Origin of the sequence: Jeongeupia wiesaeckerbachi (assembly GCF_050916355.1) — a bacterium.
GTDB lineage: Bacteria > Pseudomonadota > Gammaproteobacteria > Burkholderiales > Chitinibacteraceae > Jeongeupia > Jeongeupia wiesaeckerbachi.
Genome location: NZ_CP136946.1, coordinates 3,722,055 through 3,745,628, shown reverse-complemented (window position 1 = coordinate 3,745,628; position 23,574 = coordinate 3,722,055). Strand labels below are relative to the sequence as shown.

Here is a 23,574-nt window from a genome sequence, read left to right as displayed (position 1 = left end):
CTGCGGTGGACGTGGCGCCGGCATCTGTGGACCTTGCCGACCGGGATTGGCCGCGGGGGACGTGCCCGCGATCAGCCGCAGCCGCCCGATGAAGCCGCTTGCTGATGTTTTTCTTGCGCATAGAGATGCGCGACGGAGTCACCGGCTGCGCCATCGACGCTGGCGGTGACTGCGAACCTCATCGCGTCGCACCGGGGCGGAAGAATGAAAAACGCCCGGACCAGCCGGGCGTGTGGGAGCGCGGAAGGTCAGCCGTGCGCTTCGGCGCTGCCTTCGAGGTAGGCGGCGCGGACTTCGGCACTGGCGAGCAGTTCCTCGCCGGTGCCGGTCAGCACGATCTCGCCGTGTTGCAGCACATAGGCGCGGTGGGCGACCTTGAGCGCGTGGTGGGCGTTCTGCTCGACCAGCAGGATCGTCATCCCGTCACGCGTGTTCAGTTCCTTGATGATCTTGAACACCTGCTTGATGTAGAGCGGCGCGAGCCCCAGCGACGGCTCGTCCAGCAGCAAGAGCTTGGGCCGGCCCATCAGCGCGCGGGCGATCGCCAGCATCTGCTGCTCGCCGCCCGACAGCGTGCCGGCACGCTGCTGCTGGCGCTTGTCCAGGATCGGAAACATCTCGAACATGCGCTTCAGGTCGGCGTCGAAGTTCGCCGGGTCGGCGAAGGTTGCGCCCATCTGCAGGTTTTCCAGCACCGTCATCCGCTGGAAAATGCGCCGACCTTCCGGCACCAGCGCAATGCCTTCGCGCGAGATCTTGTGCGTCTGCATCTGGGTGATGTCCTCACCCTGAAAGCTGATCTGCCCGCTTGATGCGGTCGGCTTGCCGAACAGCGTCATCATCAGCGTCGATTTGCCGGCGCCGTTGGCACCGATCAGCGTGACGATCTCGCCCTCGTTGACGACGAGGTCGACGCCGCGCAGTGCGTGAATCGCGCCGTAGTACGCGTGCACACCCGAATATTGCAGCATGGTGCTCATGCGGCCTCCTTGTCGTCGGCGTCTTCTTCGCCCAGATACGCCTTGATCACGTTCGGGTCGTTCTGGATCTGCTGCGGCGTGCCTTCGGCGATCTTGTTGCCGAAGTTGAGCACGCAGATGTGGTCGGAGACGCGCATCACCACATTCATATCGTGCTCGATCAGCAGCACGCCCTTGCCGTGCTCGCGCGTCAGGTAGAGCAGCAGCTCGTTCAGCTCGGCCGATTCGCGCGGATTGAGGCCGGCGGCGGGCTCGTCAAGGCACAGCAGCAACGGATCGACGCACAGCGCCCGGGCAATCTCGATCCGCCTTTGCGTGCCGTACGACAGATTGCCGGCGGCGGTATCGGCCAGCTCGATCAGCTTGAGCCGGGTCAGCCACATCTCGGCCTTGGCCAGCGCGGCCTCGCGCGCCTGTTTGAAACCGGCGCGGCCGAACAGGCCGGCGATCGAGAAGCGCGACGCGGTTTGCAGCGCATTGTGCTGCGCGACGATCAGGTTCTCGAGCACCGACATGTTCGGAAACAGCCGGATATTCTGGAAGGTGCGCACGACGCCGGCCTTGCGGGCGACGTGGTAGGACGGCATTTCGTTCAGCAGCAGGGGCCCGTGCACCGGGTGGTGCATGCGCACGCTGCCCTCGGTCGGCTTGTAGAAGCCGGTCAGGCAGTTGAAGAACGTCGTCTTGCCGGCGCCGTTCGGGCCGATGATCGACGTGATCTTGCTCTTCGGCACCGTCAGCGACAGATCGTCGATCGCGGTCAGGCCGCCGAAGCGCATGGTGAGGCGGTCTACCTCAAGCAGCATTTCACTCATGCCCGCGCTCCTTGCTTTGATAGACGGTAGGTCGGTTCGCGATGGGCGATCAGGCCGCCCGGTCGCCACACCATGATCAGGATCATCGCCGCGCCGAACATCAGCATCCGGTACTCGGAGAAATCGCGGCCCAGTTCCGGCAGCAGCACCAGCAGTACCGAGGCGATCACCACGCCGAGCTGGCTGCCCATGCCGCCGAGCACGACGATGGCGAGGATGGTTGCCGATTCGGAGAACACGAAGCTTTCCGGCGAAATGAAGCCCTGACGCGCGGCGAAGAACACGCCGGCGAAACCGCCGAGCATGGCGCCGATCGCGAAGGCCGAGAGCTTGATGTTGGTGACGTTCATCCCGAGCGCCTTGCAGGCGACCTCGTCCTCGCGCACCGCTTCCCAGGCGAGGCCGACCGGCAGCTTGCGCAGGCGGGACACGAACAGATTGGTCAGCAGCGCCAGTACCAGAATCAGGTAGTACAGGAACATCACCCGGTGGTCGGGCGAGTAATCAAGGTGGAAGAACGACGCGAAGGTCGCACCGTCGTCGCTGTCGGGCTTGAACGGCAGGCCGAAGAAGGTCGGACGCGGGATCGAGCCGATGCCGTTCGGGCCATTGGAAAAATCGGTCCAGTTGACCAGGATCAGCCGGATGATTTCGCCGAAGCCGAGCGTGACGATCGCCAGATAGTCGCCGCGCAGCCGCAGCGTCGGCCAGCCGAGGATGATGCCGAACGACGCCGCGAGCGCGCCGGCCACCGGCAGCGTCTCCCAGAAACCCCAGCCGAAGTGCGTCGACAGCAGCCCGTAGGTGTAGGCGCCGACGGCGTAGAACGCGACGTAGCCGAGATCGAGCAGGCCGGCGAGGCCGACGACGACGTTCAGGCCCCAGCCGAGCATCACGTAGATCAGCACCGTGGTGGCGGTATCGACGACATAGCGGTTGCCGGAGAACGCGATCGGCAGCACCAGCGCAAAACCGACCACCGCGTAGCCGATCCATTTGAGCCACGGCCGCGTCGCGCCGACTTCGGGCCGGGTGCGCGCGCGCTTGGCCTTGTTCAGCGACACGTGGTCGAGGACGAACTGCAGCACGAGGCGGCCGACGAACATCGTTGCGACGAAGGCCAGCAGCCACGGCCAGCGCGTTGCGATTGCCAGCGCGCCGCCGGCATCGACGGTTTTCAGGCCGATCATCGGCACGCCGAGCAGCAAGGACACCAGCGCGATGCCGGTCGCGTCCTTGAGCCGGCCGGCCACGTTAGGTAGGTTATGAGCAGTCGTGGTCATCAGACTTTCTCCACTTCCGGACGACCCAGCAGGCCGCTGGGACGGAACATCAGCACGACGATCAGCAGCACGAAGGTGGCGACGTCCTTGTATTCGGGCGACAGGTAGGCGCTCCAGAACGATTCGATCATGCCGATGATCAGGCCGCCGAGCATCGCGCCGGGCAGCGAGCCGATGCCGCCGAGCACCGCGGCGGTGAACGCCTTGATGCCGGCGACGAAGCCGATCGAGAAATCGACGACGCCGTAATAGACGGTGACCATCACGCCGGCGACGGCCGCGAGCGCGGCGCCGATGACGAAGGTGAGCGAGATCGTCCGGTCGACATTGATGCCGAGCAGCGAGGTCATCGTGCGGTCCTGCTCGCACGCGCGCTGCTGGCGGCCGAACGAGGTTTTCGTGATCAGGTAAGTGAACACGGCCAGCAGCACCGCGGTCACGACGATGATCAGGATTTGCGTATAGGCGAGCTGCACGGTGAAGCCGTTGCTGCTGGTGAACAGCTCGAAGCCGCCCGGCAGCAGCGCGTTGATCGGCTTCACGCGCGCGCCCTGGGTCAGCTGCACCATGTTCTGCAGGAAGATCGACATGCCGATCGCCGAGATCAGCGGCGCCAGTCTCGAGGCGTTGCGCAAGGGCCGATAGGCGATCCGTTCGACCGACCAGCCGTACACCGACGTGAACACGATCGCGACGACGAGGGTGATCAGGAGCGCGACCGGCACGGCCATGATGCCGAGCGAGCCGAGCAGCGTCAGCACGGTGACGGCGATGATCGCGCTGACCATATAGATGTCGCCGTGGGCGAAGTTGATCATGCCGATGATGCCGTACACCATCGTGTAACCCAGCGCGATCAGGCCGTACACCGAACCCAGTGTCAGGCCGTTGATCAGCTGTTGTATGAATTGTCCCATGGATACTTGCTCCAGATGATGAGGTGCGAGGACTGCGTTCCGGCCTGTGTGGCAGTGAACAATGCCCTTCTTCGAAGGATTCGGGCTGATGCCCGTTTTCCTGGGGCACCTGTGGTGCGTGCGGGCCGGCGGCCTTGGGGCGCGGCCGACCGGCCCGGGTGCCGCGCCGGTATCCCGGCGCGGACGGTCAGGCTTACTTCACCATCTCGTACTTGTTGCCCTTCCACTGGTAGACGACGAAGCCCGGCGCCTTCAGATTGCCCTTGGCATCGAACGACAGCTTGCCGACCACGGTGTTGAACGTGCCGCTGGCCAATGCCTTTTGCAGGTCGCCGTACTTGACGCTCTTGGCCTGGGTGGCGGCTTGCTGGAACAGCTGCATTGCGGCGTAGGCGTAGAGCACGTAGCCATCCGGCTCGACCTTGGCCTTGCGGAATTCCTTGACGACTTCGGCGGCGGCCGGGTTGCTGCGCGCGTCCGGTGCGAACGTGAACATCACGCTGTCGGCGTTGCCGCCGGCGGCGGTCACCAGTTCGTTGTTGCTCATGGTGTCGCCGCCCATCACGGTCAGCTTCATGCCGGCCTGCTTGGCCTGGCGCAGGATCAGCGCGACTTCGGTGTGATAACCGCCGAAGGCCAGCACTTGCACGCCAGCGGCTTTGAGCTTCGACACGAGGCCCGAGTAATCCTTTTCACCGGCGGTGATCGATTCGCGCAGCGCCGGCTTCATGCCCTTGGCTTGCAGACCCTTGGCCATTTCGTCGGCCAGACCCTTGCCGTAGGCGCTCTTGTCGTCGATGACGGCGACCTTCTTGCCGGCGAAATGCGAGGCAATGTAAGCGCCGGCGATGCCGCCTTGCTGGTCGTCACGACCCATGATGCGGAAGATGTTCTTCAGGCCGCGTTCGGTCACCTGCGGGTTGGTCGACACGGTGACCATCGGGATCTGCGCTTCGTTGTAGATGTCCGACGCCGGGATCGTCGAGCTCGAACACCAGTGGCCGTGCATGAAGACGATCTTCTTGTTGACCATGGCGTTGGCCACCGAAACGGCCTGCTTCGGATCGCAAGCATCGTCGCCGATTTCAAGCTTCAGCTTCTGGCCGAGCACGCCGCCCTTGGCGTTGATGTCGGCCACGGCCAATTCTGCGCCGCGCTTGATCTGCTCGCCGGCCGACGCGTATGCGCCGGTCATCGGGCCGGCAATCGCCACCGAGTAATCGGCATGGGCCTGTGCGGTGAACAGGGCGCCCAGGCCCAGACCGGTCATGGCAATCAGTTGCTTCATGTTCGACTTCATAGTGCCTTCTCCTTGATGGACTGTAGTCCGTTACTACAGGGGTGATGCCGCCAGCTTTTGCGGGCTGCCGTAATGATTCTTCAAAGTGTCGGATGCGCTTGCCTTTCAACCCAACGTAACCCAGCAACCATGCTTCCGATGTAGGTGCTTTCCAGCGTTCATGCCGGTTCGGCGTCCATCTGGCGGGTTGTGCCGAGCGATCGGCGTTGGGGGCTAGGCAATCGTCATCAGGCTGGCGTTTCCTCCGGCGGCGGCCGTGTTGACGCTGATCGACTGCTCGGCGAACAGCCGGAGCAGGTCGTAGTCGTCACCGGCGTCCAGATCGGCGCTGGCCAGTCCGAACACCTGCACGATCGGCCCGTCGCGGCGGGCGATCCGGCGGCCGAGTTCGAGCAGCGCATCGCTGTCGCCTTCGAACAGCACGGCGCCGGCCGGGCTCAGCGTGTCGATGTCGTTGCCGGCCACACGGCGCACCTGCGCACTCAGCGCTGCCGGCAGCGTTTCGATCAGGCTGTTGGCCGCGGGGCTGTCGACAAAGCACGCGACGTTGCCGCTGGCCAGCGCCGCCGCCAGCTGCGCTTGCGCGCCGGTTGGCGTCGAGGCCAGGCACAGCAGCGGGCCGCGCGGCGTCAGCCGGTAGCGATTCAGTTCGCCGGTCGGGCCGGGCAGCGTGATGTCGGCGCCGAGTGGCGAGGTCGTCAGGTAACGGTTGCAACGCGCAACCGCATTGTCCGCACCTTGGGCGATCAGTACATCGCGGTAAGTCGCAAGTGCGTCCAGCGCCGGTTTTGGTGCAGCAGGCAGCGCGGCTACCGGCCGCGTCCGGCGCGACAGCAGCCGCGACAGGTACAGCGGGCCGCCGGCCTTGGGGCCGGTACCCGACAGGCCTTCGCCACCGAAAGGCTGGACGCCGACGACGGCGCCGACGACGTTGCGGTTCACGTACAGGTTGCCGGCGTGGATGCGGCCGGTGACGTGGTCGATGGTTTCGTCGATGCGCGTATGCACGCCGAAGGTCAGCCCGTAGCCGGTGGCATTGATGTCGTCGATCAGCGCATCGAACGCATCGCGGCTGTAGCGCAGCACATGCAGCACCGGGCCGAAGACCTCGCGTTCGAGCGAGGCCAGCGCGTCGATCTCGATCAGCGTCGGCGGCACGAAGGTGCCGTGGCGGGCATCGGCCGGCAGCGGCAGCTGGCTCACCTCGAAACCGGCGCCGCGCAATTTGGCGATATGGCGCTCGATGTTCTGCTGCGCTTCCAGATCGATGACCGGGCCGACATCGGTGGCAAGCCGGTCCGGATTGCCGATGGCCAGCTCGTGCATCGCACCCTTGAGCATCGTCAGCACCTTGTCGGCGACATCGGCCTGCAGGCAGAGCACGCGCAGTGCCGAGCAACGCTGGCCGGCCGAATCGAACGCCGAGTTCAGCACGTCGAACACCACCTGTTCGGGCAGCGCCGACGAATCGACGATCAATGCGTTCTGGCCGCCGGTTTCGGCGATCAGCGGAATCGTCCGGCCTTGCGGATCGAGCCGGTCGGCCAGCGTGCGCGAGATCAGCCGCGCGACCTCGGTCGAGCCGGTGAACAGCACGCCGCGGATGCGCGTGTCGGCAACCAGCGCCGCGCCGACGGTTTCACCACGGCCCGGCAGCAGTTGCACCGCGCCGGCCGGCACGCCGGCTTCGCGCAGCAGCTTGACGGCCTCGGAGGCGATCAGCGGCGTCTGCTCGGCCGGCTTGGCGATCACCGGGTTGCCGGCGGCCAGCGCCGCGGCGACCTGGCCCATGAAAATGGCCAGCGGGAAGTTCCACGGGCTGATCGCCAGTACCGGCCCGAGCGGGCGGTGGCTGTCGTTGTCGAATTCGCGCTCGATCTGCGCGGCGTAGTAACGGAGGAAATCGACCGCTTCGCGCACTTCGGCGACGGCGTTGGCCAGCGTCTTGCCGGCCTCGCGGACGATCAGCCCCAACAGCGACGGCATTTGCGCTTCGAGCAGGTCGGCGGCGCGGCGCAGGCAGGCGGCGCGTTCGGACACCGGCGTCGCGGCCCAGATCGGTGCGGCGGCGACGGCATGCTGCAAGGCGGTTTCGACATCGGCCAGCCCGGCTTCGGTGACGTAGCCGACGACGTCGCGGTGGTCGGCCGGATTGCAGACCGGCTGGGCCTCGCCGGCGCTGACGCTGTCGTCGCCGAGCAGCGGTGCTGCTGTCCCGTCTTCTCCCAACAGTGGCGCCGCGCGCCATTGGCCCCCGGCGAGCAGCGCCGCCGACAGCGACGCCAGCCGCTGTTCGTTGGCCAGATCCAGTCCGGCCGAGTTGGCGCGTTCGACGCCGAACAGCGCGCGCGGCAACGGAATCTTGTCGTGCGGGGCGCCGACCGGGTTGATCGCGCTGGCGGCGCTGACCGGATCGGTGATCAGGCTGTCGATCGCGATTTTCTCGTCGGCGATCTGGTTGACGAAGGAGGTATTGGCGCCGTTCTCGAGCAGCCGGCGCACCAGATAGGCGAGCAGCGTTTCGTGGGTGCCGACCGGCGCATAGACGCGGCACGGCCGGTTGAGTTTGCCTTCGGCCGCCGAGCCGGTGACTTCCTCGTACAGCGGCTCGCCCATGCCGTGCAGGCACTGGAATTCGTACTGGCCCGGGTAGTAGTTGGCACCGGCGAGGTGGTAGATCGTCGCCAGCGTCTGGGCATTGTGGGTGGCGAACTGCGGATAGATCGCGTCGGGCACCGCCAGCAGTTTTTTCGCGCAGGCCAGATACGACACGTCGGTGTAGATCTTGCGGGTGTAGACCGGATAGCCCTCGAGGCCGTCGAGCTGGGCGCGCTTGATTTCGCTGTCCCAGTACGCGCCCTTGACCAGCCGCACCATGATGCGGTGCCGGCTGCGGCGGGCCAGATCGATGATGAAGTCGATCACGAAGGGGCAGCGCTTCTGGTAGGCCTGCACCACAAAGCCGATGCCGTTCCAGCCGGCGAGATCGGCGTCGAAGCACAGTGCTTCCAGCAGGTCGAGCGACAGTTCGAGCCGATCGGCTTCTTCTGCGTCGATATTCAGGCCGATGTCGTAGCGGCGCGCCAGCAGCGCCAGCGCTTTGACGCGCGGCAGCAGTTCGCTCATCACGCGGTCCTGCTGCGCGCGGCTATAGCGCGGGTGCAAGGCGGAGAGCTTGATCGAGATGCCCGGGCCTTCGTAAATGCCGCGGCCATGCGCGGCCTTGCCGATGGCGTGGATCGATTGCTCGTACGAGGCGTAGTAACGCTGCGCGTCTTCCTCGGTCGTCGCGGCTTCGCCGAGCATGTCGTAGGAATAGCGGAAACCCTTGGCCTCGAACTTGCGGCTGTTGGCCAGCGCTTCGGAAATCGTTTCGCCGGTGACGAACTGCTCGCCCATCAGCCGCATCGCCATGTCGACGCCCTTGCGGATCAGCGGCTCGCCGCCCTGGCCGATCAGCCGGGTCAGGGCCTTGGAAAGACCGGCTTCGCTATTGGTCGCGGTGAGCTTGCCGGTGAGCATCAGCCCCCAGGTCGCGGCGTTGACGAACAGCGACGGCGAATTGCCCAGATGCGCGTGCCAGTCGCCCTTGCTGATCTTGTCGCGGATCAGCGCGTCACGCGTCGCCTTGTCCGGAATCCGCAGCAGCGCTTCGGCCAGGCACATCAGCGCCACGCCTTCCTGGCTCGACAGCGAAAACTCGTGGATCAGCCCTTCGACGCCGCCGCTCTTGCGCTTGCTCCGCAGCTTGGCGACCAGCTTGTGCGCCAGCGCCTGCACCTGTTCGCCCATCCGGGCATTCGGCAGCCGGGCCTGTTCGATCAGCAGCGGCACGCATTCGACCTCGGGCCGGCGCCACGCGGCGGTGATGCTCGCACGCAGTACCGATTGCGGCGCAATGCTCTGGGCGAACTCGAGGAAGGGCACCGGTGCGGCGTCAACGGCGGGTTGCGCCTCGATGATCTCGGCGGCGCTACCGCTGCCGAATTCGGCCGGCCGCGTACCCTGCTCGACGCGTTCGAGATAGGCATAGATCGCCTGCTTGATCAGCCAGTGCGGCGTGCGTTCCAGCGTTTGCGCCGCATCGCGGATACGTGCCCGCAGTGCGTCGTCAACCTTGATCCCCAGCGTGGTATTGGCCATGTCCGTTGCTTACAAGTCGAATGTGAGGCTCATACTACGATCTAGTTCAAGCGGTACAACTACGGAAAATCCCCAAGGGTTACACCGCTTGATTTTGTCGCAAAGCCATGTTTGACAATGGTTGTGCCGGTATTACGAATTCGGGTTGCACCGCTGAAGCCGTTGGTTTTGCTACATCACTACATGTTTCCGCACGTGCGGCGTGGGTTTTTTTGAGGTTGTGTGTAAGAAACTGATCGGATTTGATGCGAAGAATGATGGATGTGGGTCAGAAATATCCCAAAACACGGCGATGCTGATCGGATAAACGGTCGGAAGAGGTAGCGAGTGAGCGGGTTTCTGGCACATTCCGGTGTTCCGGATGGCATATGCCGGGCGTCGTCCGCAAAAAAACGCCCGCACAAGGCGGGCGTATCAAGCGCACGGAGGAAGGTGCTTATTGGCCGAGCGCGTCGAGTGCGAGGTTGAGTTTCAGCACGTTGACGCGTGCTTCGCCGAACAGGCCCCATTGCTTGCCGGTGGTGCTCGCCGCGACCAGCGCTTCGACATCCGGCACCGACAGATTGCGTGCCTTGGCGACGCGGCCGATCTGGTAAGCCGCGGCTTCCGGGCTGATCTCCGGATCGAGGCCGCTGGCCGAGGCGGTGACGAGGTCGACCGGTATCGGCGCGGTATTGCCCGGATCGGCGGCCTTCAGCGCGGCGACGCGGGCCTTGACCGTCTCAAACAGCGCCTGGTTGGTCGGGCCGAGGTTGCTGCCGCCCGATGCGCCACCGTTGTAAGGCATCGACCCGGTGGCAGACGGGCGGCCCCAGAAATAGCGCGGCTCGGTGAAGTTCTGGCCGATCAGTTCGGAGCCGACGACCTTGCCGTCGGCGACGATCACGCTGCCATTGGCCTTGCTCGGGAACAGCCCCTGGGCGATGCCGGTCACAAAGGCCGGGTAGAGCAAGCCGGTCAGTGCGGTCAGCAGGGCGAAGATCGTGATCGCGGGGCGGAGTTGGGAAGAGATATTCATGGTGTTCTCCGTTTAAGCCAGATGCAGTGCGACGAGCGCGAGGTCGATCAGCTTGATGCCGACGAACGGGACGATCAGGCCGCCAAGGCCGTAAATCAGCATGTTGTTGCGCAAGAGTTGCGCCGCCGATTGCGCCCGGTACTTCACGCCCTTCAGCGCCAGCGGGATCAGGAAAACGATGATGATCGCGTTGAAGATCACCGCCGACAGAATCGCCGACGCTGGCGTGGAGAGGCCCATCACGTTCAGCGCGCCGAGCTGCGGATAGGTGGTGGCGAACGCGGCCGGAATGATGGCGAAGTACTTGGCGATGTCGTTGGCGACCGAGAAGGTGGTCAGCGAGCCGCGCGTCATCAGCATCTGCTTGCCGATCTCGACAATTTCGATCAGCTTGGTCGGATTGCTGTCGAGGTCGACCATATTGCCGGCCTCTTTCGCGGCCTGCGTGCCGGTGTTCATCGCCACCGCGACGTCGGCCTGCGCCAGCGCCGGTGCGTCGTTGGTGCCGTCGCCGGTCATCGCCACGAGGCGACCTTCGGCCTGGTGATCGCGGATCAGCTTCAGTTTGTCTTCGGGGCGGGCTTCGGCGAGGAAATCATCGACGCCGGCTTCGGCGGCGATCGCCGCGGCAGTCAGCGGGTTGTCGCCGGTGATCATCACCGTCTTGATCCCCATGCTGCGCAGCTCGGCAAAACGCTCCTTGATGCCGCCCTTGACGATGTCTTTCAGCTCGATCACGCCGAGTACCCGCGGCTCCATGCCGCCGTGCAGCCCCGGCCTGTTATCGACGACGATCAGCGGCGTGGCGCCACGGCGCGCGACATCATCGGCGGCCTTGGCGACGGCATCGGGGAAGAGCCCGCCGATTTCGGCCACATGGCGGCGCACCGCGTCGAGCGCGCCTTTGCGGATTTGCCGACCGTCGTAGTCGACGCCGCTCATCCGGGTTTGCGCGGTGAACGGCACGAACACGGCCTGATGTGCGGCAAGTTCGCGGCCGCGCAGCGCAAAGCGCTGCTTGGCGAGCACGACGATGGAGCGGCCTTCGGGCGTTTCATCGGCCAGCGATGCCAGTTGCGCGGCGTCGGCAAGCTGCTGTTCGGTGACGCCGGGGGCGGCGATAAAGCTGGCGGCCTGGCGATTGCCGAGCGTGATGGTGCCGGTCTTGTCGAGCAGCAGTACATCGACGTCGCCGGCGGCTTCGACCGCGCGGCCCGAGGTGGCGATCACATTGGCCTGCATCATCCGGCTCATGCCGGCGACGCCGATGGCGGACAGCAGCGCGCCGATCGTCGTCGGAATCAGGCAGACCAAGAGCGCGATCAAGGCGGTGATGGTGATCGGCGTGCCTGCGCCGGCGACCGAGACACTGTATTGCGAGAATGGCAGCAGGGTGACGGTGACGACGAGGAAGACGATGGTCAGCGCGACCAGCAGGATGGTCAGCGCGATTTCGTTCGGCGTCTTCTGGCGTTTTGCGCCTTCGACCATGGCGATCATCCGGTCGAGGAAGGCCTCGCCCGGGTTGACCGATACGCGCACGACGATCCAGTCCGACAGCACGCGGGTGCCACCGGTGACGGCCGAGAAGTCGCCGCCCGATTCGCGGATCACCGGGGCCGATTCACCGGTGATCGCCGATTCGTCGACCGACGCGACGCCGTCGACGACTTCACCGTCGGCCGGCACGGTATCGCCGGCTTCGATCAGGATGAAGTCGCCGCGGCGCAAACTCGGGCTGTCGATCAGCTCGTAACCGCCGCGCTGGGCGACCTTCAGCTTCTTGGCGATGACGTTCTTCTTGGTATTGCGCAATGCCGCGGCCTGCGCCTTGCTGCGGCCTTCGGCCAGCGCTTCGGCGAAGTTGGCGAACAGCACGGTGAACCACAGCCACGCGGCGATGGCGCCGATAAAGCCGGCCGGTGCTTCGCCGGTGCCGAACAGCGCCTGGCCAAACAGCAAGGTGGTGAGGATGCTGCCGACGTAGACGACGAACATCACCGGGTTGCGCCATTGCACTTGCGGTGCGAGCTTTTTGAAGGCATCGACGATTGCCGGGCTTAGGAGCTTGGCGTCGAACAGCGGCAGTTTGCGTACGCCCACGTTCACGTGTTCGTCCGAACCGGCTTCCACCTGATCCGGAATCGCGGTTTCAAATCTTTTGGTCATTTCTCTATTCCCCTAAGGGTGTCGGCCTTTTGAGGCCCTGATGCATAAGGCCGCGAAGAAAACCCAGCGAAGCGGTGCTGCCAAGGGGCCCTTTAGGGTCCGAAGCGCAGACAGTACGAACAAGTACGGCAAGCGAGCACAACGCAGGCAGCAGGGTTTTATTCGTGGACTCAAGCGTGCATTTGCAGGTGTTCGACGATGGGGCCTAGCGCCAGCCCCGGGATGTAATTGAGTGCGCCAACCAGCAGCACCGCGCCAATCAGCAGCACCACGAACAGCGGGCCGTGCGTCGGCAGCGTGCCGGCGGTCACCGCGAGGCGTTTTTTGCTGGCGAGCGAACCGGCCATCGCCAGCACCGGCACGATGATCGCGAAGCGGCCGAACCACATCGCCAGACCGAGCATCACGTTGTAGAACGGTGTGTTGGCCGACAGGCCGGCGAAGGCCGAGCCGTTGTTGTTCGCGGCGCTCGAGAAGGCGTAGAGAATTTCCGAGAAGCCGTGCGCTTGCGGATTCAGCACGCCGGCCTGGCCAGCACTGACGCTGACGGCGATCGCGGTACCGGCGAGCACCAGGATCGGCGTGGCGAGAATGGCGATGGCGGTCATCTTCATCTCGAACGATTCGATCTTCTTGCCGAGGTATTCCGGCGTGCGGCCGACCATCAGCCCGGCGATGAACACCGCGAGAATCGCGTACACCAGCATGCCGTACAGGCCCGAGCCGACGCCGCCGAAGACCACTTCGCCAAGCTGCATCAGCGCCATCGGCACCATGCCACCCAGCGGCGTGAACGAGTCGTGCATCGCGTTGACCGCGCCGCACGATGCGGCGGTGGTGATCGTCGCGAACAGGCTGGATGCGACGATGCCGAAGCGCGTTTCCTTGCCTTCCATATTGATGGCGCTGGCGGCACCGGCATGCTGTAGCGCCGGGTTGCCGGCGAGTTCGGCCCAGACCAGCACACCGTAGGCAACGACGAAGAGCACCGTCATCGCCGCGAGCACCGCGACGCCCTGACGGCGATCACCGACCATGCGCCCGAAGGTGAAGCACAGCGCCGCCGGAATCAGGAAAATCGCCAGCATCTGGATCAGGTTGGACAGCGGCGTCGGGTTCTCGAACGGGTGCGCCGAATTGGCGTTGAAAAAGCCGCCGCCATTGGTGCCGAGCATCTTGATCGCTTCTTGCGACGCGACCGGGCCCATCGCCAGCGTTTGCGTCGTCGCGGCGGTGTCGACCATCAGCGGCTTGCCATCGGCGCCATTCACCGGCGCGCCGTGCGCGTCGAGCTTGGCGGTCTGGTAGACGGTGGCCTGCAGCGTCTGGACTTCGACATAAGGCTTGAAGTTCTGGATCACGCCCTGGCTGACCAGAGCAACGGCGACAGCCAACGACAGCGGCACCAGCACGTACAGCGTCACGCGGGTCAGATCGGCCCAGACGTTGCCGATCGCCTCGCTGCTCTTACGCGCAAAGCCGCGAATCAGCGCGATCACCACGGCAATGCCGGTCGCGGCCGACAGGAAGTTCTGCACCGACAGGCCGAGCATCTGCGTCAGATAACTCATCGTCGTTTCGCCACCGTAACCCTGCCAGTTGGTATTGGAGACGAAGGAGATCGCGGTGTTGAACGACGAATCCGGGCTGATCGCGCCCAAGCCTTGCGGATTGAGCGGCAGCACGCCCTGCAGCCTTTGCAGCGCGTAAACGGCGATCACGCCGATCAGGTTGAAGACGATCAGACCGATCGCGTACGCGCGCCAGCCGGATTCCTGTTTGGCATCGACACCGGCCAGCCGGTAGAAAAAGCGCTCGACCGGCGCGAGCAGCCGGGTCGGTCCGATGTGCTCGCCGCGCATGATGCGTACGAGATAGGCCGACAAGGGCCACGCTAAAACCAGCAGCAGCGCGAGGTAAATCACGAGCTGCATCACAGCATTGGTGTTCATGTCAGAAACGCTCCGGATTGAAGAGGGCGTAGACGAGGTAGGCAAGCTGTGCGACAGCGGCGGCGCCGATCAGCAGCGCGATCGTGCTCATGGCGCCCTCCTGGCGATGTGGCACAGCTGTATCAATACGAAGATCAAACCGGCGATCAGGCCGGTCAGTGCGAGATAAGCGAAGTCCATGGTTCTCTCCCAGGGTGGCACTCAGGCGTTCGGCGTGGCGCGGGCCACGGGCACCTGTTCAAGCCGAACTCTAGGGAGGGCGGCGTAAAGACCCCGGTAAAAGGCGGGGGGCGGATATAAAAATCGTGTAAATGCCGGTTTTTCGCCCTGGGTGTGGACTTTATGTCTGATTTGTTTGCGAGATAGATTGAGTTGTTGCGGTTGATAACATTTTCTTGACCTTGAAAAATACATTTTGTAGATTTGTACAAACATCCCGTTTGATTGTTCTACATTGTGTCTATTTTACGAGGTCAGCCATGCTTGCCCAGCCCGCAACCAAATACCGCGCCTTTACGCCGATCGCTTTGACCGACCGGACCTGGCCCGATCGGGTCATTACCGCGCCGCCGATCTGGATGAGTACCGATCTGCGCGACGGCAACCAGTCGCTGATCGAGCCGATGAGCGTAGAGAAAAAGCTGCGGATGTTCGAAACGCTGGTGGCGGCGGGTTTCAAGGAAATCGAGGTGGCGTTTCCGTCGGCGTCGCAAACGGATTTCGATTTCGTCCGCAAGTTGATTACCGAGGGGCGGATTCCCGATGACGTGACCATCGAGGTGCTGACGCAGGCGCGCGAAGATCTGATCACCCGTACCTTCGAATCGGTCGCCGGCGCGCGCCGCGTCATCGTTCATCTCTACAACGCGGTCGCGCCGAATTTCCGCCGCATCGTTTTCAGTACCGATCGCGCCGGCGTGAAAGCGATTGCGCTTGCCGGCACCGCGCTGGTGAAGCGGCTGGCCAGTGCCCGGCCCGAGACCGAATGGGTGTATCAATACTCGCCCGAGGTGTTCTCCGGCACCGAAATCGACTTCGCCAAGGAGGTCTGCGACGCGGTGTCCGAGGTCTGGCAGCCGAGCCCGCAGCACAAGATGATCATCAACCTGCCGGCGACGGTGGAAATGAGCACGCCGAACACCTATGCCGACCAGATCGAGTGGATGAGCCGGCATCTGGCGCGGCGCGACAGCATTGTTCTTAGCGTGCACCCGCACAACGATCGCGGTTGTGCGGTGGCGGCGGCCGAACTGGCGGTGATGGCTGGCGCCGAGCGGGTCGAAGGCTGCTTGTTCGGCAGCGGCGAGCGTACCGGCAATGTCGATCTGGTGACGCTGGCGCTCAACCTCTACAGCCAGGGCGTCCACCCGGGGCTGGATTTCTCCGACATCGACGCGATCCGCCGCACCGCCGAGTACTGCACGCAGTTGCCGGTGCATCCGCGCCACCCGTACGCCGGCGATCTGGTGTTCACCGCGTTCTCGGGCTCGCATCAGGATGCAATCAAGAAGGGGCTGGCGCAGCAGCGCGCCGACGAATACTGGGAAGTGCCGTATCTGCCGCTCGATCCGGCCGACCTTAAACGCAGTTATGACGCGGTGATTCGCGTCAACAGCCAGTCGGGCAAGGGCGGGGTGGCCTATCTGCTGCAACAGGAACACGGCTTTGATCTGCCGCGCCGCTTGCAGATTGCGTTCAGCCGGGCGATCCAGCGCGAATCGGACGAAACCGGACGCGAAGTGAGCGCGGGCGATATCCATGCGCTGTTTCGCCGCGAATATCTCGACCGCAACACGCCATGGGCTTACCTGCGTCATAGCCTCGAGGAAACCGGCGGCGACGCTTTGTCAGACGGGGCCGTGATCGAAGTCGAGCTTGAACATGCCGGCGAGCGCCGCATCGTCATCGGCGCCGGCAACGGGCCGATTGCGGCTTTCGTCAGCGCGTTCGGCAGCGCTGCCGGCCTGTGTGTCGCGGTGAACGACTACCACGAGCACGCGCTGGGCGGCGGGGCCGATGCCGAAGCGGCCTGCTACATCGAGCTGGCGGTGAACGGCGAGGCGGCCGGTTTCGGCGTCGGCACCGACCGCAATATCGTCGCCGCTGCGATCAAGGCGGTGCTGTCGGGCGTCAACCGGGCGCTGGCGGCGCAGCCGGTGTCGGCCGCAACCGCCTAGTCGCGCGCCGGCCTCGTCATGCGTATGACGTGGCCGGCGTCGGCGCTGCGCCGAAGGGATCAGTCTTCGCGATCGGTGTCGTGGCGGCCCGGAATGACGGAGCGTGCCAGGCGCAGGCCGGTGGCCGGGGTCGATTCCGCGGGGTTGCCGGCGTAGCGGTCGGTGATGTGCATGTCCTGACCATTGTCCCAACTGGCGCCGCGCATGATCCGGCCCGGGGCTTCGCCGACGCCGACCGGGTTGGTCTGCGGCTGCGTGGTAAAGGCGCGCTCCTTGTCGCTGGTCCATTCCCAGGCGCTGCCCGACATGTCGTACAGGCCGAGCGAATTGGGCACGAAGCTGCCGACCGGTGCGAGCCGGATATGGCCGTCGCTCACCTCCCACGGAACGACCCACGATGGCAGCGGCGCGTTGAACAGCGCCTCGAAGTAGACCTTGAAGTCGTTGTCGGCAATGTTGGCCGCCGGTTTGCCGTTGATCAGCGGCGCGCCGTTGCCCCAGGCATTGATGATGTCCTGGCCGCGATCACGCGCCGCATATTCCCATTCGGCCTCGGTAGGCAGCCGATAGCCGATGACCTTGGCGACGTCGACCGTCGGCCGGCCCGCCGCATCGAGCAGATCGCCGCTGGCTTCGTCATAGGCCTTGGGCCAGCCCTTGCGCTGGTTCAGCCAGTTGACGTACCTGATTGCCGCCCACCATGTCACGTTGACCGCCGGGTTTTCGCCGCGCCCCATGTCCACGCCGCCCAGATCGGCCGAGCTGAGTGGTGACTGGCCGGTGGCACGGGTGTAGCGGTCGAACTGGCGATAGGTAACTTCGGTGGCGCTCAACCAGAACGGCGATAGCGTGACCGGGTGTACCGGGTATTCGTTCGGGTAGTTGACCGGGCCGGCAATCGTCGCACCCATGATGAAGGTGCCGCCCGCTACCCGGACGAACTGCCTGCCGTTGACGCCGGTTCCGAGTGCCCGCCAGGCGCCGTCGGCCGTGGCCGGCGTCTCGCCCCGTGTCCACCAGCGGGCCTGGTACAGCTCGCCGCGGAATGCCGTCAGTTCACCGGCGGTGTAGGCCCGGCCGGACTGCCATGCGGCGGCGTTTTCCGGCGGCGCCGGCTGCCACGCGATCGAGCCCGCGCCGGGCGTATCGCCACTGGTCCACCATCTGGCCTGCCATTCCTGCCCCTGATGTGCGACGACATCGCCTTGCTTATAGGCGCCGGCGGGCTGCCAGGCAGCGGCGAAGGCATCATGCATGCCGAGCGCGAGCAGCACTCCGAGCAAGAGCGGTTTCAGGTTTGGGCGCGCTTTGCTTGTCGCAACAACCGGCAACGCGGGTTGTGGGCTGCCGCGCATTGCTGCGTAGCGTACGGCTTGGTTCATCGTGATCCCCTGTGCTTTGGTCGTGATGCGTTGTTATTAATGGCAATGTCATCAATGCGCAAGGTGCCAGCATGGGTGTGGTGTGCTCAAGCTTGGGCGTAGTGAAAGGCGTTTTGAAACAACAGGTTTATGGGTGTTTGCTGATGTACTGCCCGCGATGGATCTCGCCCGTTTGCGGCAAACGCAGCACGGCAAAGCGCTGCTTGAGGGGGAACGAGAAAGCGGCGCGGCGCAAGAAGCGGGAGGCGGCGTGGTCGGCGCCGGTGCAGCATGGCGCCATGATCCCGACAAGGAGTCGATCATGACGCTGAAGCAAAAAGCCGCCCGCGCCGCCGTTACCGAGGCCGACCCGCGCTGGGCGGCCGTCGTTGCGCGCAGTCGCGACGCCGCGTTCTATTACGCGGTAGCGAGCACGGGGGTGTATTGCCGGCCATCCTGCGGCGCGCGGGCCAAGCCCGAGAACGTCAGCTTCCACGCCAGTTGCGATGCGGCCGAGGCCGCGGGATTTCGTCCGTGCAAGCGCTGCCGGCCGCGCGAGCAAGCCGGTTGATGGCGATGCCGGTGACGAACTCGCAGGCCGTTGTTACAAGAGGGCGATGCGCTGGGCTGCGGCACCGCTGCCGCGCATCGCCGGGACGCGGCGGGCTCAGTCCTGCGGGGGCGTGTGACTGACGATGCGATTGCGGCCGTTGGTCTTGGCTGCGAGCAAGGCATCGTCGGCCAGCTTGACCAGCTTGTCGGCGTCGGTGGTGACGACACTGCTGCAGGTGCCGATGCTGACGGTCACGTCGAGCCGGGGCACCGGGGTATCGGCAGGCAGGATGAAGGGCAGGGCGCCGATGGCCTGGCGGAAGCGTTCGGCTGCGGGCTGGCCCCGATCGGCGTCGGATGGATAGAGCACGACCAGGAATTCCTCGCCACCCAGACGGCCGACCGCATCGCTGCTGCGGCAGACGGCCTTGAGCCGGCGGCCGGCTTCGATCAGTACCTGATCGCCGACCGGATGGCCGAAATTGTCGTTGATGCTTTTGAAGCGGTCCAGATCGAGCATCAGCACGGTCACCGGCTTCTGTTCGCGCCGGGACAGCGCCAGGGTGCGGTTGAGGTGATCCAGAATCGCCCGGCGGTTCCACAGGCCGGTCAACGGATCGTGCAGCGCCTGGATGCGCAGCGCTTCGTGCGCTTGCCGCAGATCCTGATTGAGCGCATGCACGCGGCGCGCAGCCAGCCTGAGTTCCATCTGGTCCATGACCAGCGTGGCGAGCTTGCGCAGCGCGTCGATGTCTTCGGTGCTGACTTCGCGGGGCGCGAAGTCGATGCAGCACAGGGTGCCGAGGTTGTGGTCGTCGCGGGTCTGCAGCGGAATCCCGGCGTAGAAGCGCAGGCCGAATTCGCTGGCGACCAGCGGGTTGCTCAGCGTGCGCGGATCGATCGCCGCATCGTTCACGACATAAGGCAGGTCGCCAAGAATGGCCGATGCGCACAGGCCCGGCGCGCGGTCGATGGTGTCGGTGTCGAGGCCGTGATGCGATTTGAACCAGATGCGGTCGGTGTCGACGAGGCTGACAATGGCAATGGGCACGTCGAGCAGTTTGGCCGCCAGCGCGGTGATATGGTCGAACGCACCGTCGGGCGGGGTGTCCAGAATGCCATATTGGTGCAGGGTGGCGATGCGTTCGGCTTCGTTTTGCTGAAAACGGGTGCCCATGTGGCCTCTCTGATGATGTCCGGGAAATCCTTGCCAGCCCGTGGTATGCGCGTCGCTGCCTATGCAGGACGCTAGTGGTTATCGTTGTTATAAGGTGGCTTTATGCAACCAGTTAGCATAGCGTCGTCCGCGTGGCGACCGGGTCTGTTCGGCAGCATTACCGCCGTAAAAAATGCCGGCGCCGGTGTCGGTGATGCGTGCGCCATGCGGCGGTTTGCCAGTGCCGAGGCACGGCCATGATCGATGATCTGTTTGCCGACTCCCCGCCCGATTGGTGCGAAGTCCTCGCGCCGGGCGCGATGGTGCTGCGCGGTTTTGCGCTGCCGCGCGTGCCGGACCTGCTGCAAGCCATCGACGCGGTCACCGCCGATGCACCGTTCCGTCACCTGATTACCCCCGGCGGGCAACGGATGTCGGTGGCGATGAGCAATGCCGGTGCGCTCGGCTGGGTCAGCGATCGGCGCGGCTATCGTTACGACGCCATCGACCCCGACAGCGGCCGGCGCTGGCCGGCAATGCCGCGGGCGTTCGCGCAACTGGCGCTCGACGCCGCCGGCGAGGCGGGTTTCGACGGCTTCACGCCCGAAGCCTGCCTGATCAACCGCTACGCCATCGGCGCGCGGCTGAGCCTGCATCAGGACAAGGACGAACTCGATTACGATCACCCGATCGTCTCGGTCTCGCTCGGTCTGCCGGCGGTGTTCCTGTTCGGCGGTTTCGAGCGCAGCGACAAGCAGGCGCGCGTGCCGATCGCCCATGGTGACGTCGTCGTCTGGGGCGGGCCGTCAAGGCTGCGCTATCACGGCGTGTTGCCGATCAAGCCCGGCAGTCACCCCTTGCTGGGCGAACAGCGGATCAACCTGACCTTCAGGAAAGTGCGCTGATTTGATATGGCTGCCGCGCGAGCGGGAATGCTGCGCTGGCATCGCGGCGCGATCGGCGTAGATTGCGCGGGTGCACCGCCAAGGACCTTCAATGACGCCCCACGCCCAGACCATCCGCTTTTTCCGCGAACGCATCCCGTCGTTCGAATGCGAACCGGGCTGTCACGACTGCTGCGGGCCGGTGACGACATCGAGCGAGGAAATGGCCCGGCTGCCGCGCAAGTCGACGGCCGAACGCGATGCGGCGCTGGCCGAACTGAACTGCCCCCACCTCGGCCCCAAGGGCTGTCAGGTCTATACCGAGCGGCCGATCATCTGCCGGCTGTTTGGCACCACCCCCAAGCTAGCCTGCCCGCGCGGACGACGGCCGGAGACGATGGTTGATCCGGCGGTCGAGCAGCAGGTGTATGACTTCTTCGCCGAAGTGAGACACGTGCTGGTCTGACGATCCGGGTGCATCCGGAAGCAGTGCCTTCATGGATCGCAGCAATGCGCGGGCAGATGCGCTCGGGTGCGATCAAAACGCCGCAAAACCGGTCCGGTGGCGCAATCGTGACCAACTCACTGAGCTGGTAGGGGATTTCCCGCGGGCAGCATGGCGGCCGCGTGCCGAAAAAGGCTGGATAAACCGATACGGCTCGATTACGTTGTAAGGAGTTTCCTCGCGTTCTCCCTCGTTTCCCCGAGGGCGTCGGCCATCCATGGCGGTGAACATGAAACAGCGTATGCGGGTTCAACAGCCGGGCCGTGGCGGATCGTGGCGGGCCATGGCCTTGTCGGCCAGCCTGGCACTGGCATTGGGTGGATGCTTCGATGGCGATTCGCCGTCCGGCAAGCAACTGACGCTGTCGGGGCAGGTCCAGAGCCGCTCGGCAGGCCTCGGGAACTACCGGGTCGAACTGTATGCCAGCTTTTCAGGCGACGACGCAGCATGGGTGCAGCTCGGTTCGGCGACAACCAGCGGTGACGGCACTTTCTCCATCGATTACGCGTTGTCCGAGGCGCAGACGACTCAGCAGCCCCTCCTGTTTGTCCAGGCGACCTTGGGGGAGGCCATGCTGGCTAGCGCGATCGGCACCGGCAATGGCGAAATCAGCCCGCCGATCGTGGTGAACGATCGCACAACGGTCGCCACGGGTAACGCGTTCGCGCAGTTCATCAGCGCATCCGGCATCGCCGGGGACGTCATCGGTATGCGCAATGCCGCGCAGATGGCGACCAATCTGGCGGATCCCGTTTCCGGCGCGGTTGGGACTGCGCTTTCGTCGTCCCCCAATGGCGGCGCAACATCCACGCTGGCGACCTTCAATTCGCTGGCCAACGTCGTTGCCGCCTGCGTCGCGGCAGAAGCGAGTTGCGCCAAGCTGTTTGCTGCGGCAACCCCGCCTGGCGGTGCGCGGCCAGTCAACGTACTGCAGGCGCTGTCCAATATCGTGAAGTACCCGGCATATCCCGGCTACCCGGATGATGCGGCCGATCCGGTATTCCGTTTGGCGCAGGCATCGCCGGCGCAGTATCCGGGGCTGGCCGCGCGCCCGACGAACTGGTTGCTGTTTCTGAAAGTCACGGGGGGCTTCTACAGCGAACAGAGCCCCTCCAACCTCGTCAACGGCGTTGGCAACATCGCCTTCGATGCGCAGGGTTATGCCTGGGCCAACGACAACTACGAGCCGCAGTACAGAGGCCAGTCGACGTGTGCCGGCTTGCGCCTGCTGAAGTTCTCCCCCTCGGCCCAGGTCGTGCCCGGTTCGCCTTACTTTGGCGGCGGTCTCAGCGGCGCCGGTTTCGGGATTACGCTAGATCCCGCAGGCAATATCTGGACCGGCAATTTCGGCTTCGAGGACCCGCCCTGCATCGGCACGTCACTGGAAGCGCCGCACAACAGCGTGTCGGTATTCCGGCCCGATGGTTCGCCGATTTCTCCAGCTACCGGCTTCACCCAGGGCAATATTTCGTGGCCGCAAGGCACATCGTCGGATCAGGCCGGCAATATCTGGCTGGCCAATTGCGGCAACGACACGGTCACCAAGATTCCCAATGGCGACCCGACGCGGGCCGTCAATATCCCGCTGGCCGCGCTTGCGCCGGGCGCGCTGCCGAACCTCAAGCCATTCGGCACCGTGGTCGATCTGGACGGCAATGTCTGGGTCACCACCAACAGGGGCAACACCGTGGTGGTGCTTGCGCCGGACGGCACCATCATCAAGACGCTGACCAATGCCGGCGCCGATCCGAAGCGCCCACTGCTGAGCCACCCCATCGGTAACGCGGCCGACAGCAAGGGCAATATCTGGGTCGCCAACTCGGACTGGCTGGATGCACCGTGCCCAGACAGGTCGAACGTCGGTCCGGCCACGAATCCGTCGATCACGCTCTATCAGCGGGGCAGCCATGAGCCGTACCCGGGCTCGCCCTTTACCGGCGGCGGCATCACCGTGCCTTGGGGGATCTCGGTCGACGGCAACGATACGGTGTGGGTGTTCAACTTCGGCCCGGACAGCGTCGGTGTTACACCGACGACCGCATTGACCGGCATCAGCCGCTTCTGCGGCACCGATACCAGCAAATGCCCGCCCGGCATGAAGGTCGGCGATCCGATCTCGCCCGCAACCGGCTATCTCAGCAATTCGCTCGAGCGGATTACCGGCGGCCAGATCGACCGGTCCGGCAATGTGTGGATGATGAACAACTGGAAGCAGAACCCCAATCCCGATCTCAACCCCGGCAGCAACTCGATCGTGATCATGATCGGCGCGGCGGCACCGTTGAACACCCCGGTGATCGGCCCGCCGGTGGCTTTGGTGCCGGTCGTGCCCAGAAAGGTGCTTGCTGCGCAATTGCGCTGA

At 64.8% G+C, this 23,574-nt stretch carries 17 protein-coding genes; 5 read left to right on the top strand and 12 right to left on the bottom strand.

Annotation, left to right across the window (positions count from 1 at the left end):
• Nucleotides 1-248: 248 nt before the first annotated feature.
• The 10 genes from R0382_RS18035 to R0382_RS17990 all read right to left on the bottom strand — a co-directional run bounded on the left by R0382_RS18035 (nucleotide 249) and on the right by R0382_RS17990 (nucleotide 14,668).
• Nucleotides 249-980, bottom strand: coding sequence for an ABC transporter ATP-binding protein (locus tag R0382_RS18035; protein WP_432721413.1), 732 nt, complete (start codon nucleotides 978-980; stop codon nucleotides 249-251).
• Nucleotides 977-1,795, bottom strand: coding sequence for an ABC transporter ATP-binding protein (locus tag R0382_RS18030; protein ID WP_432721412.1), 819 nt, complete (start codon nucleotides 1,793-1,795; stop codon nucleotides 977-979). Before R0382_RS18030 ends, R0382_RS18035 begins: the two co-directional genes overlap by 4 nt.
• Nucleotides 1,792-3,078, bottom strand: a complete 1,287-nt coding sequence (livM, locus tag R0382_RS18025; protein WP_432721411.1) for a high-affinity branched-chain amino acid ABC transporter permease LivM — start codon at nucleotides 3,076-3,078, stop codon at nucleotides 1,792-1,794. Before livM ends, R0382_RS18030 begins: the two co-directional genes overlap by 4 nt.
• On the bottom strand, nucleotides 3,078-3,995 hold the full coding sequence (locus tag R0382_RS18020; protein ID WP_432721410.1) for an ABC transporter permease subunit: 918 nt from the start codon (nucleotides 3,993-3,995) through the stop codon (nucleotides 3,078-3,080). The genes livM and R0382_RS18020 overlap by 1 nt, the downstream gene beginning before the upstream one ends.
• Before the next feature lie 193 nt (nucleotides 3,996-4,188).
• Nucleotides 4,189-5,283, bottom strand: coding sequence for a branched-chain amino acid ABC transporter substrate-binding protein (locus R0382_RS18015; protein ID WP_432721409.1), 1,095 nt, complete (start codon nucleotides 5,281-5,283; stop codon nucleotides 4,189-4,191).
• Nucleotides 5,284-5,508: 225 nt separating this feature from the next.
• On the bottom strand, nucleotides 5,509-9,438 hold the full coding sequence (putA, locus tag R0382_RS18010; protein ID WP_432721407.1) for a trifunctional transcriptional regulator/proline dehydrogenase/L-glutamate gamma-semialdehyde dehydrogenase: 3,930 nt from the start codon (nucleotides 9,436-9,438) through the stop codon (nucleotides 5,509-5,511).
• Nucleotides 9,439-9,874: 436 nt separating this feature from the next.
• Nucleotides 9,875-10,456: a potassium-transporting ATPase subunit KdpC gene (gene kdpC / locus R0382_RS18005; protein ID WP_432721406.1), complete on the bottom strand. Its 582-nt coding sequence runs from the start codon at nucleotides 10,454-10,456 to the stop codon at nucleotides 9,875-9,877.
• A gap of 12 nt (nucleotides 10,457-10,468) precedes the next feature.
• Complete coding sequence (gene kdpB / locus R0382_RS18000; protein ID WP_432721405.1) at nucleotides 10,469-12,625, bottom strand: potassium-transporting ATPase subunit KdpB; 2,157 nt, start codon at nucleotides 12,623-12,625, stop codon at nucleotides 10,469-10,471.
• Between the two features lie 170 nt (nucleotides 12,626-12,795).
• Complete coding sequence (gene kdpA / locus R0382_RS17995; RefSeq protein ID WP_432721404.1) at nucleotides 12,796-14,577, bottom strand: potassium-transporting ATPase subunit KdpA; 1,782 nt, start codon at nucleotides 14,575-14,577, stop codon at nucleotides 12,796-12,798.
• A gap of 1 nt (nucleotide 14,578) precedes the next feature.
• A complete protein-coding gene (locus R0382_RS17990; protein WP_432721403.1) occupies nucleotides 14,579-14,668 on the bottom strand; it encodes a potassium-transporting ATPase subunit F in 90 nt (29 codons plus the stop codon).
• Between the two features lie 388 nt (nucleotides 14,669-15,056).
• On the opposite strand from R0382_RS17990, the gene leuA reads away from it, so the two are divergent.
• Complete coding sequence (leuA, locus tag R0382_RS17985) at nucleotides 15,057-16,754, top strand: 2-isopropylmalate synthase (protein ID WP_432721401.1); 1,698 nt, start codon at nucleotides 15,057-15,059, stop codon at nucleotides 16,752-16,754.
• A gap of 59 nt (nucleotides 16,755-16,813) precedes the next feature.
• Here the strand turns inward: leuA and R0382_RS17980 are convergent, their stop codons facing one another.
• A complete protein-coding gene (locus R0382_RS17980) occupies nucleotides 16,814-18,136 on the bottom strand; it encodes an SUMF1/EgtB/PvdO family nonheme iron enzyme (protein ID WP_432721400.1) in 1,323 nt (440 codons plus the stop codon).
• Nucleotides 18,137-18,218: 82 nt separating this feature from the next.
• Between R0382_RS17980 and R0382_RS17975 the strand changes: the two genes are divergently transcribed.
• Nucleotides 18,219-18,686: an Ada metal-binding domain-containing protein gene (locus R0382_RS17975; RefSeq protein ID WP_432721399.1), complete on the top strand. Its 468-nt coding sequence runs from the start codon at nucleotides 18,219-18,221 to the stop codon at nucleotides 18,684-18,686.
• Nucleotides 18,687-18,782: 96 nt separating this feature from the next.
• On the opposite strand, the gene R0382_RS17970 is transcribed toward R0382_RS17975, so the two are convergent.
• Nucleotides 18,783-19,844, bottom strand: a complete 1,062-nt coding sequence (locus R0382_RS17970) for a sensor domain-containing diguanylate cyclase (protein WP_432721398.1) — start codon at nucleotides 19,842-19,844, stop codon at nucleotides 18,783-18,785.
• Between the two features lie 236 nt (nucleotides 19,845-20,080).
• Between R0382_RS17970 and alkB the strand changes: the two genes are divergently transcribed.
• The 3 genes from alkB (at nucleotide 20,081) to R0382_RS17955 (ending at nucleotide 23,574) form a co-directional block, all read left to right on the top strand.
• Nucleotides 20,081-20,728, top strand: coding sequence for a DNA oxidative demethylase AlkB (gene alkB, locus R0382_RS17965; protein WP_432721397.1), 648 nt, complete (start codon nucleotides 20,081-20,083; stop codon nucleotides 20,726-20,728).
• Nucleotides 20,729-20,819: 91 nt separating this feature from the next.
• Nucleotides 20,820-21,173 carry a YkgJ family cysteine cluster protein gene (locus R0382_RS17960; RefSeq protein WP_432721395.1) on the top strand — a complete coding sequence of 118 codons (354 nt, stop codon included), beginning with the start codon at nucleotides 20,820-20,822 and terminating at the stop codon, nucleotides 21,171-21,173.
• A 280-nt stretch (nucleotides 21,174-21,453) separates the two neighbouring features.
• Complete coding sequence (locus R0382_RS17955; protein WP_432721393.1) at nucleotides 21,454-23,574, top strand: hypothetical protein; 2,121 nt, start codon at nucleotides 21,454-21,456, stop codon at nucleotides 23,572-23,574.

Bases quoted from the DNA above. Each gene is read 5' to 3' on its own strand.
- R0382_RS18035 (WP_432721413.1), bottom strand. From the start codon at position 980: ATGAGCACCATGCTGCAATATTCGGGTGTGCACGCGTACTACGGCGCG.
- R0382_RS18030 (WP_432721412.1), bottom strand. From the start codon at position 1,795: ATGAGTGAAATGCTGCTTGAGGTAGACCGCCTCACCATGCGCTTCGGC.
- livM (WP_432721411.1), bottom strand. From the start codon at position 3,078: ATGACCACGACTGCTCATAACCTACCTAACGTGGCCGGCCGGCTCAAG.
- R0382_RS18020 (WP_432721410.1), bottom strand. From the start codon at position 3,995: ATGGGACAATTCATACAACAGCTGATCAACGGCCTGACACTGGGTTCG.
- R0382_RS18015 (WP_432721409.1), bottom strand. From the start codon at position 5,283: ATGAAGCAACTGATTGCCATGACCGGTCTGGGCCTGGGCGCCCTGTTC.
- putA (WP_432721407.1), bottom strand. From the start codon at position 9,438: ATGGCCAATACCACGCTGGGGATCAAGGTTGACGACGCACTGCGGGCA.
- kdpC (WP_432721406.1), bottom strand. From the start codon at position 10,456: ATGAATATCTCTTCCCAACTCCGCCCCGCGATCACGATCTTCGCCCTG.
- kdpB (WP_432721405.1), bottom strand. From the start codon at position 12,625: ATGACCAAAAGATTTGAAACCGCGATTCCGGATCAGGTGGAAGCCGGT.
- kdpA (WP_432721404.1), bottom strand. From the start codon at position 14,577: ATGAACACCAATGCTGTGATGCAGCTCGTGATTTACCTCGCGCTGCTG.
- R0382_RS17990 (WP_432721403.1), bottom strand. From the start codon at position 14,668: ATGAGCACGATCGCGCTGCTGATCGGCGCCGCCGCTGTCGCACAGCTT.
- leuA (WP_432721401.1), top strand. From the start codon at position 15,057: ATGCTTGCCCAGCCCGCAACCAAATACCGCGCCTTTACGCCGATCGCT.
- R0382_RS17980 (WP_432721400.1), bottom strand. From the start codon at position 18,136: ATGAACCAAGCCGTACGCTACGCAGCAATGCGCGGCAGCCCACAACCC.
- R0382_RS17970 (WP_432721398.1), bottom strand. From the start codon at position 19,844: ATGGGCACCCGTTTTCAGCAAAACGAAGCCGAACGCATCGCCACCCTG.
- alkB (WP_432721397.1), top strand. From the start codon at position 20,081: ATGATCGATGATCTGTTTGCCGACTCCCCGCCCGATTGGTGCGAAGTC.
- R0382_RS17960 (WP_432721395.1), top strand. From the start codon at position 20,820: ATGACGCCCCACGCCCAGACCATCCGCTTTTTCCGCGAACGCATCCCG.
- R0382_RS17955 (WP_432721393.1), top strand. From the start codon at position 21,454: ATGCGGGTTCAACAGCCGGGCCGTGGCGGATCGTGGCGGGCCATGGCC.